At 68.6% G+C, this 17,048-nt stretch carries 16 protein-coding genes; 8 read left to right on the forward strand and 8 right to left on the reverse strand.

The window, feature by feature from the left end; genetic code table 11:
• The first annotated feature begins 8 nt into the window (after nt 1-8).
• The gene (locus VGF64_03995; GenBank protein HEY1633896.1) at nt 9-458 is read left to right on the forward strand and encodes a nuclear transport factor 2 family protein; all 450 of its coding nucleotides are present in this window, start codon (nt 9-11) and stop codon (nt 456-458) included.
• A gap of 113 nt (nt 459-571) precedes the next feature.
• Entirely contained in the window at nt 572-1,762 is a 1,191-nt protein-coding gene (locus VGF64_04000; GenBank protein HEY1633897.1) for a cytochrome P450, read from the forward strand.
• Between the two features lie 31 nt (nt 1,763-1,793).
• Here VGF64_04000 and VGF64_04005 read toward each other — a convergent pair whose 3' ends face one another.
• Nucleotides 1,794-2,558 (reverse strand): acetoacetate decarboxylase family protein, encoded by a 765-nt coding sequence (locus VGF64_04005; protein HEY1633898.1) that lies wholly within the window; start codon nt 2,556-2,558, stop codon nt 1,794-1,796.
• A 212-nt stretch (nt 2,559-2,770) separates the two neighbouring features.
• Here VGF64_04005 and VGF64_04010 point away from each other — a divergent pair, with 212 nt between their 5' ends.
• The 3 genes from VGF64_04010 (at nt 2,771) to VGF64_04020 (ending at nt 5,907) form a co-directional block, all read left to right on the forward strand.
• Complete coding sequence (locus VGF64_04010; protein HEY1633899.1) at nt 2,771-3,508, forward strand: TetR family transcriptional regulator; 738 nt, start codon at nt 2,771-2,773, stop codon at nt 3,506-3,508.
• A 102-nt stretch (nt 3,509-3,610) separates the two neighbouring features.
• The gene (locus VGF64_04015) at nt 3,611-4,831 is read left to right on the forward strand and encodes an amidohydrolase family protein (protein HEY1633900.1); all 1,221 of its coding nucleotides are present in this window, start codon (nt 3,611-3,613) and stop codon (nt 4,829-4,831) included.
• On the forward strand, nt 4,828-5,907 hold the full coding sequence (locus tag VGF64_04020; protein HEY1633901.1) for a Rieske 2Fe-2S domain-containing protein: 1,080 nt from the start codon (nt 4,828-4,830) through the stop codon (nt 5,905-5,907). Before VGF64_04015 ends, VGF64_04020 begins: the two co-directional genes overlap by 4 nt.
• A gap of 18 nt (nt 5,908-5,925) precedes the next feature.
• Here the strand turns inward: VGF64_04020 and VGF64_04025 are convergent, their stop codons facing one another.
• On the reverse strand, nt 5,926-6,753 hold the full coding sequence (locus VGF64_04025; protein ID HEY1633902.1) for a coniferyl-alcohol dehydrogenase: 828 nt from the start codon (nt 6,751-6,753) through the stop codon (nt 5,926-5,928).
• Nucleotides 6,750-8,150, reverse strand: a complete 1,401-nt coding sequence (locus tag VGF64_04030; protein HEY1633903.1) for an ABC transporter substrate-binding protein — start codon at nt 8,148-8,150, stop codon at nt 6,750-6,752. Before VGF64_04030 ends, VGF64_04025 begins: the two co-directional genes overlap by 4 nt.
• 104 nt (nt 8,151-8,254) lie before the next feature.
• Here VGF64_04030 and VGF64_04035 point away from each other — a divergent pair, with 104 nt between their 5' ends.
• Both VGF64_04035 and VGF64_04040 read left to right on the forward strand, forming a co-directional pair.
• Nucleotides 8,255-9,910: an AMP-binding protein gene (locus VGF64_04035; GenBank protein HEY1633904.1), complete on the forward strand. Its 1,656-nt coding sequence runs from the start codon at nt 8,255-8,257 to the stop codon at nt 9,908-9,910.
• 52 nt (nt 9,911-9,962) lie between these two features.
• The gene (locus VGF64_04040; GenBank protein ID HEY1633905.1) at nt 9,963-11,186 is read left to right on the forward strand and encodes a CoA transferase; all 1,224 of its coding nucleotides are present in this window, start codon (nt 9,963-9,965) and stop codon (nt 11,184-11,186) included.
• 5 nt (nt 11,187-11,191) lie between these two features.
• Here the strand turns inward: VGF64_04040 and VGF64_04045 are convergent, their stop codons facing one another.
• Nucleotides 11,192-12,478: an amidohydrolase family protein gene (locus VGF64_04045; GenBank protein ID HEY1633906.1), complete on the reverse strand. Its 1,287-nt coding sequence runs from the start codon at nt 12,476-12,478 to the stop codon at nt 11,192-11,194.
• Between the two features lie 68 nt (nt 12,479-12,546).
• Here VGF64_04045 and VGF64_04050 point away from each other — a divergent pair, with 68 nt between their 5' ends.
• Nucleotides 12,547-13,302, forward strand: a complete 756-nt coding sequence (locus tag VGF64_04050) for a hypothetical protein (GenBank protein ID HEY1633907.1) — start codon at nt 12,547-12,549, stop codon at nt 13,300-13,302.
• Nucleotide 13,303: 1 nt separating this feature from the next.
• Here the strand turns inward: VGF64_04050 and VGF64_04055 are convergent, their stop codons facing one another.
• The 4 genes from VGF64_04055 to VGF64_04070 all read right to left on the reverse strand — a co-directional run.
• Nucleotides 13,304-14,002 carry a GntR family transcriptional regulator gene (locus tag VGF64_04055; GenBank protein ID HEY1633908.1) on the reverse strand — a complete coding sequence of 233 codons (699 nt, stop codon included), beginning with the start codon at nt 14,000-14,002 and terminating at the stop codon, nt 13,304-13,306.
• A 79-nt stretch (nt 14,003-14,081) separates the two neighbouring features.
• Nucleotides 14,082-15,494 (reverse strand): long-chain fatty acid--CoA ligase, encoded by a 1,413-nt coding sequence (locus VGF64_04060; protein ID HEY1633909.1) that lies wholly within the window; start codon nt 15,492-15,494, stop codon nt 14,082-14,084.
• Nucleotides 15,491-16,783, reverse strand: a complete 1,293-nt coding sequence (locus VGF64_04065) for a hypothetical protein (protein HEY1633910.1) — start codon at nt 16,781-16,783, stop codon at nt 15,491-15,493. The genes VGF64_04060 and VGF64_04065 overlap by 4 nt, the downstream gene beginning before the upstream one ends.
• Nucleotides 16,780-17,048: hypothetical protein (locus tag VGF64_04070; protein HEY1633911.1), on the reverse strand; the 269-nt coding region annotated here is incomplete at its 5' end. The genes VGF64_04070 and VGF64_04065, both read right to left, overlap by 4 nt.

The following is a 17,048-nucleotide window of genomic DNA, read 5'->3' on the forward strand; positions in this document are numbered from 1 at the left end:
AATCACTCATGACCTGGTCCGACCAGATCGCCGATCGGCTTACCCTGCGCGAGGTGTCAGACCGGTACGCAAGGGCAGTTGATCGACGCGACGCCGACGCCATCGCCGACATCTTCACCGAGGACGCCGAGCTCAGCATTCATGAGCCCGCAGAGGCCGAACCGCCCTCCCGAGTGCTTCGAGGCCGCAGCGAGATCAGTGGGATCCCGCGGTTGATCGCTCGGTATCCCAAGACCTTCCACTTCATGGGGAACGCTCTCTACGAGATCGACGACGACTCGGCAACGGGTGAGGTCTACTGCGTGGCTCACCATCTGACCCACGACCCTGCAGGTGCGACTGACTACGTCATGCTCATCCGGTACCTCGACGCCTACCAGCGGTGCGACGATGGTCGTTGGAGGATCAGCAGTCGTCGTCTCCTCGTCGACTGGACCGAGGATCGCGCGACCGGCTGAAAGGCGAGATGCGCCTGCACGCGGTGGCCGGAGTGCCTACAATATACGATCTGAGGCCACCCGCCAAGGGGAGCAGTGCTCCCAGGCCGACTGGAGGTTGAGCGCTGACCGTCATGGAGGACATCTACTGGGACCCGTTCGACACCGACATCGACACGAATCCCTACGAGATCTGGCGCAGGATGCGGGATCGCGCTCCTGTGTACCGGAACGAGCGCTACGACTTCTGGGCTCTCAGCCGCTTCGACGACGTCCAGGCCGCCCACCATGACGTGGCGACCTACATCTCCGGACGGGGCACGGTGCTGGAGATGATGGGCGCCGAGATGAGCGAGGCCGGCCCCATGATGATCTTCATGGACCCGCCCGAGCACGACCGGCTTCGCCAGCTCGTATCGCGGGCGTTCACACCCAGACGGGTGGCGGCCCTCGAGGAGCGCGTCCGTGAGGTGTGCAGTGAATATCTCGACCCACAAGTGGGAGGGGACGGGTTCGACTACCTCCGTGACTTCGGCGCCCAGCTTCCGTCGCGGATCATCTCCCACCTGCTGGGGGTACCGCCGTCGGACCGGCCCGCCGTTCTCGAGCTGATAGACACCCTGTTCCACATCGAGCCCGGTGTCGGGATGATCAACGACGTTTCGCTGACCGCCGGGATCGAGCTCAACCAGTATCTCCATGGTCAGCTCGAGGAACGCCGCCGTCACCCCCGTGACGACCTCCTCACCGGCCTGGTCCAGTCCGAGCTGACCGACGAGACTGGCGCACCTCGGCGCCTCACCGACGAAGAGAGCGCCAGCTTCGCCAATCTTCTCGTCAGCGCCGGCACCGAGACAGTCGCACGGCTCCTCGGTTGGGCCGCCGTCGTCTTGGCCGACTACCCGGAGCAGCGGGCGGAGCTGGCGGGTGACTCCTCCCTCCTCCCCAAGGCGGTCGAGGAGCTGCTCCGCTTCGAGGCCCCGTCACCGGTGCAGGGACGATGGGCCACCAGAGAGGTGGAGCTCCACGACAAGGTCATCCCGGCGCAGTCGAAGGTGCTGCTCCTCACCGGCTCGGCCGATCGCGACGAGCGCAAGTACCCCGACGCCGATCGCTTCGACATCCATCGTCAGATGGACGGCCACGTCGCCTTCGGATTCGGGACCCACTTCTGCGTGGGCGCCGCCCTTGCCCGCCTCGAGGGTCGAATCGCCCTGGAGGAGACGCTGGCTCGCTTCCCACGGTGGGAGGTCGATCACGAGCACGCCGAACGCCTCCACACCAGCACGGTCCGGGGCTACAAGAGGGTCCCCATTCTGGTCTGAGGCGCGCCGCGCCACCCGGGCCGGCCTCTGGTCAGCGCACGGCGTCGTAGCGACTGTGGGCGTAGGGCTCGAAGGCATCGGGGTCAACCGGACCGACCACCTTCGGCTCGTGCGTCGCCCGCCGGATGGTCCAGCTCGTCGACACCGTGTCGACGACGGGGAGGTCGACGACAGGACAGCTCGGAAGGTCGCGCAGCACCAGCTTGCCTTCGACCCGCTCCAGTGACTGGGGGGCACGAACCTGGTCGACACGCACGAGGAGAGGACCCGCGTCGAAGCCGTCGCCGTCCACGGCGGGAAGGAACTTGAACCACCACTGGATGGCGGGGTACTCGGCCGGTGTCTCCAGCTTCTCGACGACATCGCCGATGATCTCCACGAAGGTGACGCCCTGGCGACTCATGCGGCCTTCCACGTGGTCACCGTCACGCGTCAGCTCGATGTCGGCCAGCTTCTTGGGCTCGCCGAACCTCTCCCGGCTGATCGAGACGGCCGGCTCGAGGTCGATGGGGATCAGCAGCGGATACTCACCCGTCTCGCCCCGGTACCTGGCGTCGACCGCGAAGTACCCGACCATCTCGTGGTACGTGAAGTCACCGAACTGAAGGTTGATCTCCGTGATGCGGGTGTGGACCCGAGGCTCGTCGGGAGGCTCCAGGGGTGGTGGGATGACCGCTGCCAGGACGTCAGGGTCGGTGAGGTACACGGCCTCCAGCGACGGCAAGACGGGTGAGAAGCTGTTGGCGCCGTGGGACTTCCCTGTCGGAGGCTCCCTCACCCAACGGTTCTGGCTCATACCCGCGCCCCCTCGGCTCTGCCGGGTCGGTTGCTCGACTTCCGTCGCTTCGACTTTTCCCTCTTCTAAGCAGATTCGAATACTATATCCGAAACTATCGCCTGTTTCCTCCGGGCGCAACGGGACGCTCGGTAGCATCGTGGCGCAGCTGCCGGCCGAGGCCGGCCCGACGCAGGGAGGACCGAATAGGCGACGCTCGGCACGACTCCGGAATGACCGCGGCCGGCAGTGACCGGTCGCCCCGGCGGGCCGGAAGGCCTCCCCGCATCGACCGGGAGACGATCGCTCGCACCGCGGCCGAGATGGGCTTGGACCGGGTCACCATGAAAGCGGTGGCTGATCGGCTGGGGGTGAGCGTCCCCGGTCTCTACCACCACGTACGAAGCCGTGACGACCTGATCCGCCTGGCCGCCGAGTACGCCGCCTCCCACATCGACGTTCCGAGCGACCGGGGCCAGCACTGGTCGGTCTGGTTGCTCGAGTGGGCGGAGTACGTGCGTGCCGCGCTGACGTCGCTGCCCGACGTTCTCGGGCAGTTCCTGAGCGGGTCGATCGGGATGGACCGGATGGTCGACCATCTCGATGCGGTCATCGAGCTCATGACCGCGCAGGGCTTTTCGCCGGCCGAAGCCATCGATGCGTTCCGCCTCGTGAGCGCCACGTCGCTGGGTGTCGCCGTCGGGGAGATCCGAGAGGCGAGGGAGGCCGAGGCGGGGCGGTCCTCGGTCGCCGAGTACCACCGGCTCCTGGCCCGCCGCCGGCCCACCGAGCTCACCCAGATCCGCAAGCTGGTCGGCGCCCCCGAGCAGCTGGCGCCGTCGTTCGAGGAGCAGATCCGCACCGTGCTGGTGGGCATCGCGGCGAGGCGGGGCGAGCCATGGGAGCAACTGCCGGCTCTGGCGCGGCACGTCAACGCCGAGGGCCGAGGCACGGGCTTCATGCATCCCTGACCCGACCACCCACCTTGACGTCTCGGGGGGACTTTCTGATAACGTTTTCGAGTACGCGTCGGAATCCTTGGCACGCGTCCCGAGGCCCCGATTGGGAGATCGATGAATCGCTATCTGGTGATCTCGTCCGACGGTCACGCGGGACCCCCCGCTGCTCAGTACCGCACGTACCTCGATCCCCGGTACCGAGCCGCATTCGATGACCACCTGGAGGCGATGAAGGGGCTCCTCGAGGCGGCAAACGTCGAACGGCAGAGCTCCGAGTTCATCGCCAAGTGGGAGAAGCTCACGGGCGGCGATGGCGGTCTGCTGGCTGCGTACGACTCCGAGTACCGCAACAAGGTGCTTGACGGTGAGGGCGTCACCGCCGAGGTGCTCTTCCCGGACGCCGACGTCCTGGGCACCGGGCGGGTGGCGGCGTCACCCTTCGGCTCAGGCCTCGCCGGTGGGACCGGCACCGATCCCGAGCTCGTCATGGCCGGGGCCACGGCCCACAACCGCTGGCTGGCCGATTTCTGCTCCGAGGCGCCCGACCGGCGGATAGGGGTGGCCGTGGTGCCCATCCTCCACGACATCGACGCGGCCGTCGCCGAGATCGGCGCCGCCCGCGAGCGTGGCCTGCGAGGGGTCATGATCCCGACCAGGTGGTTCGATCAGCCCGCCTACCACCACCCCCGGTATGACCCGGTGTGGAGCTCCTGCGAAGAGCATGGCATGGTCCTGCACACGCATTCGGGCGCCGGACCGGCGGACTACGGCGAGGGACCGGGAATGATCGCCATCTACGCGACCGAGGCGCACTGGTGGGCAGCGAGACCGTTGTGGGTGCTGATCTGGTCGGGCGTGTTCGAGCGGCACCCCGGGCTCAAGTACGTGGTGGCCGAGAACGGCGCCTGGTGGGCGCCAGACATTCTCGACAAGATGGACGAGAAGTACCTCGGCGGGCACAACACCGCCAAGATGGGCAACGCCTTCCGAGCCGAGCTGACGATGAGGCCGACCGGGTACTTCGATCGCAACTGCTTCCTGGCGGCGTCGACGCCCGGCCAGGAGGACATCGACCGTCGACACGGGGTGGGCGTCGGGAACCTGCTCTGGGGTAGCGACCTGCCCCATCCAGAGGGCACCTTTCCGTACACCCACTACTGGATCCGCAGGCGCTTCCGCGACGTTCCCGAGGACGAGACCCGCCGCATGCTCGGCGCGAATGCCGCCGAGCTGTATGGGCTCGACGTAGCCAAGGTGACGGCGCAGGCCGAGCAGATCGGTCCGACGGTCGAAGAGGTGCACGGGGACCAGCCGGTGGAGCCGGCTCCAGCATGAGTGACCCGAGGATCTACGCGCCTCGGGTCGAGGAGGAAGCGATGTCTGTCTCGCAGAGCGACCGCGGCTCGGTGAGCCGGGAGTTCGCCGGGTTGCCCATGCCCGCCGACCAGGATCTGGTGTTCGACCGGGCTCGGCGACCTCGCGTGACCAGAGGGTCAGGGCGGCGGTTCCCCTTTCCGATCCCGAACGGCTGGTTCATCGTGGCCCGCGGCGACGAGCTCGACGTGGGCGACGTGATGCCGTTGTTCTATTTCGGGCGGGACCTCGTGCTGTATCGGACGGCCGGGGGCGAGCCGAGGCTCCTCGACGCCCACTGTCCACACCTCGGGGCCAACCTGGCCGTCGGCGGACGGGTCGAGGGGGAGGTGATCCGCTGTCCGTTCCACGGCTGGTGCCTCGATGGCGAGACGGGTGCCTGCGTGGAGATCCCCTACAGCGAGAGCGACCACCTCCCCAACCGGGCGACGACGCGCACCTACCCGACCCTGGAGCGCAACCACATGATCTGGGCCTGGCACCACCGGGAGGAGAAGCCGCCCTTCTACGACGTCCCCGTCGTAGCCGAGTTCCACGACGCGGACTGGGCGCCGATCATTTCTCGGGAGTACCAGGTCGCCAGCTGCTGTCAGGAGATGGCGGAGAACAACGTCGACTACGCCCACTTCAAGTACGTGCACGGTACCGATGCCATCCCTGAGGAGGAGTTCGTCGTCGACGGAACGTACAAGCGCTCGGTGGGCATGAACGGCAACTTCGTCCGCGAGGGCTTCGGCCTCGGGCTCGGCGTGCTCCGCGTGAGCGGGTACTGCACCTTCTTGTCGAGCACGACGCCGATCGACGAGGAGAACCTGCATGTCAGGTGGATCTTCACGGCGCCCAAGTCAGCGGGTGAGCACGTGAGTCAGCAGGCCGCCGAGAGCTTCTGCACCGGCGTCAGCCAGGACATCCCGATCTGGGAGAACAAGATCTACCGGGAGCGGCCGGTCCTGACGAAGTCCGAGCGGTCGATTCTCGAGCACCGCAAGTGGTCCGAGCAGTTCTACTCGTACCTTCCGGATGACAGCGTCAACTAGTGGACACCGGCCGCGCCTTTATGCGCCCCAACCCTTCTGTCGGCCGGTGATCAGCGCGCCGGTGAAGCCGCCGTCGGTGTCGAACACCTCACCGGTCACGTAGCTCAGCCGGGGGCTGTTGAGGAGGACGAGCGCCCACGCCTGCTCCTCGGGCGTCGAGTACCGCCCGATGGGACCGACGGCCATGTCGACCAGCTCCTTGCCGGCCAGGGCGTGGAAGGCCGGCATCATGGGTGTCTCGGTGGGGCCGGGGCAGATGCAGTTGAGGCGGATGCCCTTGTCGATGAGGTCGACCGCTCGCGAGGAGACCCACACGTTCATCAGCTGCTTGGTGAAGGCATAGGCGCTGTAGCCGACTGCGTCGGGGTGCGTCTCCATCCAGGCCTTGCCCGCCTCGAAGCCATCAGTCTCGACGAGGGGTTGCAGCGAGTCCAGCGCCTGCTGCCACCCGACAGCGGCCGCCGACGACACCGCGACCACGCCGGAGCCGGGTGGCAGGTTGGGCACCAGCGACTCGATCAGGTGCCGGGCGCCGATGAAGTTGACCAGCACCGTGTCGAGGTCGGAGAACGGGGGCCCGGGCAACCCGGCGCAGCTGAACACGCCATCGACCGGCCCCCCGATGGCGCCGACCACCTTGTCGATGGACGCCCGCTCGCGAAGGTCGATCTCGAACGCCTGCCTGACCGGCTTGTCGACCGGCTTGACGTCGAGCCCCATCACGTCGGCACCGAGGTCGACGAGGATCGCCGCGGCCGCCTGTCCCATCCCCGACGCGGCGCCGGTCACGACGACGTGCTTGCCCTCGTATCCGAGCGGGTCTTGCATGTGGTGGTCTCCGTTCACGATCGGCTCTCCTCGGACGCTACCCCTGCGCTCGACCGAGGCTCCATCAGGGGCGAGCTCCGGTTGGAGGGCCAGGTCGGTCGGAAGTAGCCGCGGAAGTGCAGGGCGCCGCGCCGCAGCTCCCGGATGGTCAGGAAGTCGCCTTTGTAGCCCCGGTGGTCGTACGGGGCGAAGGTGAGGCTGGTCCCGGGACCGCCGTTGGTGCACGGGAGCCACTTGAGGCGCTCGAGGCCGTCCTTCACCTCTCGGGGGGTGGCGATGAGGGCATTGGCGATGCCGTGGACGGCCGCCCGGGCCGAGTCGTAGGCCAGGGCGACGACGACGTTCCTCGATGTCCGGCCGAAACGGGCGTCGAAGCGCTCGAGCATGGCCTCGTAGTTGGGGTTCGCCCCGTCCTCACCGAGCTGGTCGACGCCATGCCAGCCCTCGAGGCCCTCGGCCCATGCGTTGGAGTTCGAGTAGAACATGAACGCCGTCCCCATCATCCTCGGCGGGTCCCAGTCGATCGCCTTGAACGCCCGGGCGAAGTGGAACGTGCTGTAGCCGTAGCCGAGATAGACGATGGCCTCGGCGCCCAGACGGCGCATGGTGGCGAGGTGGCGCTCGAGGTCGCGTGGGTTCGGCCCCAGCGTCACCTCCTTCACGATCTCCAGTCCCTCGTCGCGCGCTGCCGAGCGAAAGAAGTCGGCGTAATCGGACCCCGACGAGCCCCGCTCCCAGAAGAAGCCGACCTCGGTGTGACCCTGCTGGGCGCACCATCCGGCGCACATCCGGCCCTCGATGGGGATGTCGCCATTGGCGACGGTGAAGCAGTACTCACCCGAGAAGCGGACGGCTCCCGTCCAGCCGAGGCAGGCGACGCCGGTGGCGTTGATGGTGTCCCGCAGGGCCACAGAGTTGTCGGAGATCATGGGTCCGATCACGACGACACAGCCCTCCTCGACGAGGCGGCGGTAGCCGGCGATCACCTTCCGGTAGTTCTCGCGGGGCAGGCCGCGGGCGTCGACCGTGAAGATCTCGACCGGCCGGTCGTACACGCCCTCGTTGAGGGCGTCTTCGATGGCGAGGATGGTCGGATCGATCCAGTCGGCCAGGAGCTGGCCCAGGTCCATGTCGATCAGAATGCCGATCTTCACCGGCTCGAAGGGGTCTCCCTGGGTCTGGAGGCCCCGGGTCGGGGGGTAGACGACGATGGACTCGACGGCCTTCTCACCCGACCTCCCGCCGCCTTGGTACCACGTCTCGTTCTCCCAGCCCCCGAGGGTCGCCGTGTCGACGCCGGACACCACGGTCGACACCGCCCGGTCCTCCTTGGCGATGCCGTGGTCGACGGGGGCGGGGAACATCCGCTCGGCGTACCGCGCCTCGCCCTCGTGGCCGCTGCCGTCGTCTGCCATCTCCGCTCCCCTCTGTATACAGTATGTAGCCTTCACCGCGGACCACGAGGTGCGCAAGCAGCGGCGCCTCCGGTGATCACGGGTATGCGTCAGTAAGGGTTCCTATGTCCGACCAGGTGTGGATCAGCGACGAGCAGTTCACGATCAATGAGCTCCTGGACAGACGCCTGGAGGACGACCCCGACGGCGAGTACCTCGACGTCTGCGGGACCAAGCTCACCGCCGCCGGGGTGGCGTCGACGGCGAACCGGCTGGGCAACGCCTTGAGGGACCTCGGCGCTACCAAGGGAGAGCGTGTCGCCACGCTGATCGACAACTCGCCCGAGGCGCTGCTGGCGTGGTGGGGGGCCGTGCGCGGCGGGGCCATCGGTGTCCCGATCAACACGGCGTACAAGGGTTACTACCTCCGGCACCAGCTCCAGGACTCGGGTTCACGGGTCCTGGTCGTCGAGAAGGACCTGCTCGAGCGCGCCGTCGAGGTCGTCGGCCAGGTCGAGGGGCTCGACCACGTGGTGGTGGTCGACCAGGCCGACGATGGCGGTGCGGGCGCTGACGTCCCGGCCATGTCCGGGGTAAAGGTCCACCGGTGGGCCGACCTTCTCGGGGCGCCTGCCGACCAGCCGTCTGTGGACTGCCGGCCGTCCGATCTCGGTACCTTCATCTACACCGGGGGAACGACGGGGCCCTCGAAGGGCTGCATGCTCAGCCACAACTACCACGCCGCCCTCGCCCGCCAGATCGGCATCTGCTGGCAGCGCACGCCCGCCGACGTCGTGTGGACGCCCCTGCCCTTGTTCCACTTCAACGCCCTGACGACGGCTGTCCTCGGGGCGCTCCTGTTCGGTGGGCGGTCCGCCATCTACCGGCGGTTCTCCGTCTCCAGCTTCTGGCCCGAGATGAACCGGGTGGGAGCCACCATCACCTCGAGCCTGGGCACCATGGCCTATCTCCTCGCCCACGATGTCGACAGGCCGGAGATGCCGCGGTCGGGGCAACCTGCGGCCAACAAGACGCTGCGGTTGTTGGCGGCCGTGCCTCTGCCCGTCGAGGTCGACGGCGTCGTGCAGGAGCGGTTCGGCGTTCGGACGTTCAGCGGCGCCTACGGCGTGACCGAGGCGAGCCTGGTGTCCTGGCAGCCACCGGGCACGACCAATCGGCCCAACGCGGCCGGCGTGCTCAACGACGAGTACTTCGACACCCGAGTGTTCGACGAGGACGATCGAGAGGTTCCTCGGGGCGTCGACGGAGAGATCGTCCTGCGCCCGAAGCGCCCTCACGTCATGTTCGAGGGTTACTGGGGCCGCCCTGAGGCAACCGTGGAGACCAGCAGGAACTGGTGGTACCACACCGGCGACGTAGGTCGCATCGACGAGGACGGCTACCTGTACTTCGTGGACCGCAAGGCCGACTACCTGCGGCGGCGGGGGGAGAACATCTCGAGCTTCGAGATCGAGCGGGTGCTGATGTCGCACGGTGCGCTCGCCGACGTGGCGGTCCACGCCGTGCCGAGCGAGCTGACCGAGGACGATCTCAAGGTCACGGCCACCATCAAGGAGGAGAGCTCGATCACCGAGGAGGAGCTGTTTCGCTGGTGCGTGGACCAGTTGCCGTACTTTGCCCTGCCCCGGTATATCGAATTCCGCGACCAACTTCCCCGCAGCCCGGTCGGTCGGGTCCTCAAGCGCGAGCTGCGAGCCGAGGCCATGACCGGAGCGACCTGGGACGCCGAGAAGGCCGGCGTCACCTACGAGAAGCGATGAGGCCCTCGCCGATCGCGTAGATTTCGAGCATGGGCGACACCAGGCGCTGTTTGTGACCGCACCTCTGGCATCATTGCGGATCGTCGAGTGCTCGATGCTCGGACCGGGCGCCGTCACCACTGCTTTGGCCGACCTCGGTGCGGATGTGGTGAAGGTCGAGCCGCCGCAGGGTGACTACGTGCGGGAGATGACCTGGCCCATCGTGGACGGAGTCTCGCTCATGCACCTGCAGCTCAGCCGGGGAAAGCGCAGCGTCGTGCTCGACCTGCGCACCGAAGCGGGAAGGAGCGTCTTCCTCGACCTGGTGCGGGGAGCCGATGCCGTCGTGGAGGCCATGCGGCCCGGGGGGCTGGCCCGCCGCGGCCTGGGCTTCGAGCAGCTGCGGGAGGTGAATCCCCGCATCGTCTTCTGCACGATCTCCGGCTACGGCATGACGGGCCCGTACCGTGCCCTGCCCAGCCACGGGATCGCCTACGACACCTGGGCCGGGGTCGTCACGCCGGAGCGCACCCCGGAGGGCTTCCCTGGTATCCCCGAGCACGTGTCGATCGGGATCAACGCCGGGCCCCTCTATGGAGCCCTGGCCATCCTGGCCGGCGTGACCAACGCCCGGGCCACGGGCCAGGCGAGCCAGCTGGAGGTGGCGCAGTCCGACGCCGCCGCGGCGATGGACTGGCTTCGCAGCTCGACCTGGCGGGCCTACGAACGGCCCGAGTCCGAGGTCACAGGCAACAAGTCAGACGACTACGAGCGCCGGCCTCCGGGCACGGCTGGAATGCGCGACGGGGTCCGCTACCAGATCTACGAGTCGGCTGACGGGTTCGTGATGCTGATGGCGTCCGAGCAGGCCTTCTGGAAGTCGTTCTGTGAAGGCGTCGGCCGGCCTGAGCTGTTCGAGCGCTGGCCCGGGTCGAAGCTCGCCGACCACGCCAAGGGCAATCTGGAGCTGCGGGCCATCCTCGCCGAGGTGTTCGCCGAGCGGAGCACCCAGGCCTGGATGGACTTTGCCGGCCAGCACAACGTGCCCATCGCCCCGGTCAACTCGCCGAAGACGCTCGCCGAGGATCCGCAGTTCAAGGACCGCATGTCGTGGCTCCCCGCCTCCGAGCTGGGCGCCGACCTGCTCCCCAACCCCATCAAGGTCGTGGGCGAGGCGCAGCCCACCCCGAGTAGGGCACCGACGGTCGGCCAGCACACGGACGAGGTCCTGACCACGGTGCTCGGCTACGACGAGGCTCGCATGGCCGAGCTCCGCGCCGCCGGAGCCCTGGGGTAGGCCGGTCAGCGGCGGGGCGCGACCGGTGCCGCCCTGAGGCTCTGGAAGTACTCGACGTCGCTGTCATCGGGCGCGCGGCCCACCCGCGTGGTGGTGTCCACATCGGCCGCCTCGGCCCGCAGGGCGGCCACGTTCCACCGCTCCGGAGGTCGGGCGACCGCAGGATCGAACTGGAAGTGGCGCATGGCGTTCTCGTGGGTGATCTTGTCGATCTGGTCGTCGGTCAGGGACTGGAGAAGCGACTCGAGCGTCTCCGGTCCCCGGGGCCAGCTGCTGTCGGAGTGCGGATAATCCGATTCCCAACAGACGTTGTCGATGTTGAACTCCTCGATGAGCTTGATCCCAACCCTGTCGTTGATGAAACAGCACAGGACACGCTCGCGGAACACCTCGGCCGGGCCGGAGCCGGACGGGAAGCTGTGACGGGTCCAGCCCGCGTGGCGCTCCTGGGTGTGCTCGGCCCGCTGCAGGAAGTACGGGATCCACCCGATGTCCCCCTCGGTCAGAGAGAAGCGCAGGTTCGGGAACCTCCACCAGAAGTCGGCCCACACGAGGTCCCCGAGCGAGTAGATCGACATCGCCGACGACAGGCTCATGGCCACGCTGGGCGGCGCGTCGGGTGAGGTCGCGGCGCTGCGGGAGGACGAGCCGACGTGCAGGCACAGCACGGTGCCGACCTCGGAGCAGGCGGCGAACAGCGGGTCCCAGTAGCCGCTGTGGATCGAGGGGAGCTTGAGGGCGGCGGGGTTCTCCGAATAGGTCACCGAATGACAGCCCTTGTCGGCCAGTCGGCGCACCTCGCCCGCGGCCAGCTCGACGTCGAAGAGCGGAAGGATCCCGCAGGGGATGAACCGGTCGGGATAGGCGGCGCACCACTCGTCGACGTGCCAGTCGTTGTACGCCTTGATCATGATCTCGTTGATGTGGCGGTCCGGGCCCTCGTTGAGGACCTGACCGGAGAACCCGGTCCAGTTGGGGAAGTTGAGCCCCGCCAGCTGCCCGCCGGCCGACATGTCCCGCACCCGCTCGCGCACGTCGTAACAGCCGGGACGCATCTCCTCGTAGCGCTGGGGGTTGACGTTGTACATCTCCGGAGGCTTGCCGGCCACGGCGTTGAGACCAAGGTTGCGGCCTGGCTTCTCGCCGTACCACCACTGCTGGAAGCCCCGTTCGTCCGTGACGACCCGAGGGGCGCGATCGCGGTACCTGGCTGGCACGTGAGCGTCGAACATGTCCGCCGGCTCGGCGATGTGGTCGTCGACGCTGATGAGGACCATGTCTTCGGGGCGCACTGTGGGCCTCCTGGGTACGACTAGCCTCGTATTCTATATACCTTCCTGGCGAGGGGGCCCGAGGAGAGATGTCCACGAACGAGAAGGTCTACATCCACGAGCTGGTCGACATCCTCGGCCACAATCGGGCTCGGTACATGTACCACATGACGGCCAATTGGAGCCCCATCGCCCAGGAGGAACGGCATCAGCTCTGCTACGGCGTGTGGGGTGTGGTGGGGAGCACGTCGTACTGGCCGAGGGTCCTCAACATATGGGAGGAGGACGGCTTCGACGGGCTGGCGGCATCGTTCGGTCACGAGTTCGAGCACCCGGGCCTCCAGGACCCCAAGCTGGCCAAGTGGTGGGCCGAGGCGGCCAAGTATCGCCGCGGCGGGGTGGACAGGATCCTCGTCCCCGCGCCGTGGAGTCGCACCATCGCGGAGCTGTGCGCCGACGGTGTACGGGGGCAGGTCTACGCCCACGAGCAGGTCGAGCTGCCGCAGGGCGGTTCCCGCGACTTCCTCGAGCACGTCCGGGACGCGGCCGTGCCGTTGTACGAGGAGCACGGCTGGGTGCTGGTCGGCGCGTGGGAGACGGCCATGACGAACGAGTCCGAGTGCATCCTGTTGTGGGCGATCCCGTCGTGGGATCGATGGGCGGCCCTCGAGCGTGCCGAGCGGGTCGAGTGCGCCGACACCCCGATCAGACGGTGGCGGCGCGCCAGCTACGACCGGACCATCTCGTCCCAGCGCTTCCTCGTCGTCGACTCACCCCTGTCGCCGTTGCGCACCGGCCGCCAACCCAACAAGTCGGACAGGAGCGACGACTGGCAGGACCTCTGAGCTATCTGGTGTCTGCTCCGCCGGAGCCAGCGCTGTCGAGCAGGCCCCGCTGGCGGAGGACGGCGACGACATTGTCCGCCTGGCGTCTCATCATCCGCTGATACTCGGCGGCGGCCCGATCCCCGTCGCGGCGCTTCATGGCTCTGGCGATGGCCGTCAGCCCCCGGCGTTCGCCATCGATGGCGGCGGGGACGAGCTCGAAGAAGTTGCCCGGCACGAGTCCCGACATGGCCCGAAGCACGACGTTGATCCGTGGCGAGCGCGCCGCGCCCGTGATGGCGGCGTGGAAGTCGATGGCGAGGCTCTCGAGCTCCTCTGTGTCGTCGGTCTCGTTGAACGCCTCGGCCAGCTCGGCCAGCTTGTCCTCCAGGCCCGGCGCCTTGCGCGCCAGCGCCCGCTTGGCCGCGAACCCGTACACCAGGCCGTAGAGCTCGTAGTGGTCTCGGACCGCCTGCTCGTCCAGTGCGGTGACGAAGGCGCCCCGGTGCAGCTCGATGGTCACCCAGCCGCCGCTCTCCAGGGCGATGAGCGCCTCCCGGATGGGGATGCGGCTGATCCCGAGGTCCTGGGCGAGCTCGTCCTGGGGTACCCGCTCGCCGGGGCGCAGCTCGCCCTCGAAGATCAGTCGCCGGATGTACAACGCGGCGTCGGTGCCGCTGCTGCGTCTGGCGAACTGTTGGGCAGAAGCGGTGCGAGGCATTGTCCTCCAGGGGGCGCAACGAGCTCCGTTTATGATGCATATTGTATCGAGACGGACCGTCGCCCGAGGTTGCCGGCGTTCAACTGGGCTCGACGATCGCCCGTGAGACGAGCTCGCTCCGCAGCAGCTTGCCAGCCTCGTTGCGAGGCAACAGCCCGACGTGCTTGAACGCGACCGGCACCTTGTAGGGCGCCAGGTGGTCGCGACATAGTGCTTCCAACTCACCGGCTCGAGCCTGTTCTCCGGTGAAGAAGGCGACCGGTACCTCGCCCAGACGGTCGTCGGGCGCTCCGACGACAGCCACATCTGCCACCGCGGGGGAGAGTCGTAGCACCTCCTCGACGTCGCCCGGGAACACCTTGTTGCCGCCCCGGTTGATGACGTCACTGGCGCGGCCCTCGATCCAGACGAACCCGTCGCCGTCCACCCGGGCGATGTCGCCGGTGTCGAGGTAGCCGTCGGCGTCCACGCGGTCGTCGAGATCGCCCCCTCCTGCGTAGCCGAGGGCCCGGTTGGGCGGCCGCACGTGGAGCCGCCCGGTCCCACCCGGCTCGAGGACCCTGGACTCGTCCCCGACGACTTTGATCTTCACCCCCGGATGGGGCCGCCCGACGGCGCCGATCTTCTCGGGGAAACCCTTGGCATCCGCCGCCGTCCAGCCGATGACCTCTCCGATCTCGGCCTGACCGTATCCGTTCAACACGAAGGCGTGGAACTGTTCGGTGAAGCGTCGAGCCTGGAGCGGCGAGAGCGGCGCGGTGATGCTGCGCACGTACTTGAGAGGAGAGAGGTCGGTGATGTGGGGATCGTCGTTGAGCATCGTGATGGCGGCCGGTGGCAGCACAGTGGAGCGGATCTGGAATCGTCGCACCAGGTCGGCGAACCCCCTCGCCTCGAACCTGTCGATGATCACGAGGGCGGCGCCCGCCCGCAGTCCGAACAGCGCGTTGTAGATCCCGGCGTTGAGGGCGAGCGAGACCGGGATCAGATTGGGGGTCGGTCGGTGGGATCGGTCGCCGGGGCCGGGTCGCAAAGGACCCAGCACCCGATCGATGAGCTCGAGGTAGGCCTCGTGCGTGTGCAGCACGGCCTTGGGCTCGCCGGTCGTCCCCGACGTCCAGAGAACGAACGCGATCCCCGGCTCGTAGGTGCGGCCCCGTGCGCGGGGAGCCAGGCCGGACTCGTCGAGCAGCGCCGCGGGTCGGGTCACGTCCACCACGCGGTCGACCTCGTGCGATGGAGAGCGAGGATTGACGGGAACCCACACGCAGTCGGCCATCCAGGTGCCGAGCATGGCGATGACCGCCTCCGGACCGTTCGGCAGCTGGGCGGCGACGGCCTGGCCGGGATGGAGCCCGCTCTCACGAAGGGCCTTCGCCCACCCGGCTACCGCGCGCCGGACATCGCCTGCCGTGACAGACCGGTCGACCGTGTGCAGTAGGAGCTCGTCGTCGGAGAACGGATGGTCGGTGAGCAACGAGGTCAGGTTCATGAGCTGTTCGCAACGCAGCCGCCCCACGCCACGACAGGGCCGGCGGCGTCGACCATCCGGCTCAGCTGTGTCGGGTCGGCCGCCAGCGATACCGGCTCGGGTCGATCGGCTACGGCCAGTCGTCTGAGCCGGTCCACGTGATCGGCGGGCGCCAGCGCCGGTCCCGACGGATCCCACACCTCGAGAGGGAGGCTGATGCCCAGTTGATCGGCGGCCTCGAGCACCGCTCGCACCGCCGGGCTCGGCGGTGCGTCCACGACCGCCAGCACCGACCGGGACGGACGGCGCAGCCGGGCGGCCAGGGCGCAGGCAGGAGCGAAGCCGCCGGCGTCGCGCTCCGCCGGCACCTGCACGGCGCCCAGCTCCGTCGTGGCCAGGGTGCGCGCCACCCAGTAGCCGGAGACGCCGGGGTCGGCCGCTACCAGGCCACCGGTGCCGAAGCACTGCCCGTAGTGGAGCGTCACCCGGGTGGGGGCGAGAGGACCCGCATCGACCGCCCAGCCCTGCTGGGTGACAGTGGCCAGGGCCGCCCGCAGGGGCGGCATGGTCAGCTCCGTGTCCGGCCGGGACCACCGCTCGGCGAGCGGCCCGAGAGAGCCCGGGGGTGCGACGAGGAACGGCGCCACTTGCCAGCGCTCATCGGGGGCCTCGGCCGCGTCCACCCCGGTGGCCACGATCAGGTCGGCAGCTCCCAACCCGCCGAGCTCGAAGTCGAGCGCCTGGAGACCGACCGTGGCCCAGTGGTGTCGGCTGCGCCAGTCCAGCACGCCCTTGGCGCCCCAGGTGTTGAGCACGCCGAGACTGCCCACCGCGGCCAAGGCGTTCAGTCCCGATGTCGCCTTGCTCTCGACCACCCCCGGGCCGGCGAGGACGACCGGGGATCGGGCCGCCACCAATGCCTTCACGTGGTCGGGGTCGGGATCGATCCACCGGTCGACCGGCGGGGGGGCGGATGGCATCGCGTCAGGTGCCGGCGCATCCAGGTCGAGGTCCAACCGGAGGACGGCCGCGCCGCCAACCGGGGAGATGTCGGCGTCGAGGAGATCTCTGGGATCGGTCAGGGCGAGCTCTTGTGCCGACGGCTCCGGGCTGGCTACGAGCAACCGGCCGTCGCCGCTGTGCACGGCGGCCGGCTGGCCGTTCACCCGCCGGTGGGCAGCCGCCAGCCTGGTGGCCACGACGGGGTCGTCGACCTCGACGACTCGCAGGCCGGTCAGCGATCGCCCGTACACGACATCGATCCCCCGCACGCGGAGCCACCGGCCCAGGAGCTGGCTCGCTGTGATCACGTGTCGCTCTGTTGTTGCGGCTTCGCCGCCCCGGGCGGGGCCCCATCCCCGCCCTCCTCCGAAGGGGCGGGGACCCCAGCCCCGCCGCCGGCCGTCGGAGGGGAGAGCGGCTGCCATACGGGCTCGCGCTTCTCGGCGAAGGCTCGGGGACCCTCCTCCTGGTCGGGGTGGCCCCACAGCGACGCCAGCTCCTTGCCCCCGGCCCGGCAGGCGTCGGTCAGCCCCAGCTCGAGGGCCTGCCACAGCGCCCGCTTGGTGGCGGCCA

This window comes from Acidimicrobiales bacterium, from assembly GCA_036491125.1.
Taxonomy (GTDB): Bacteria; Actinomycetota; Acidimicrobiia; order Acidimicrobiales; family AC-9; genus AC-9.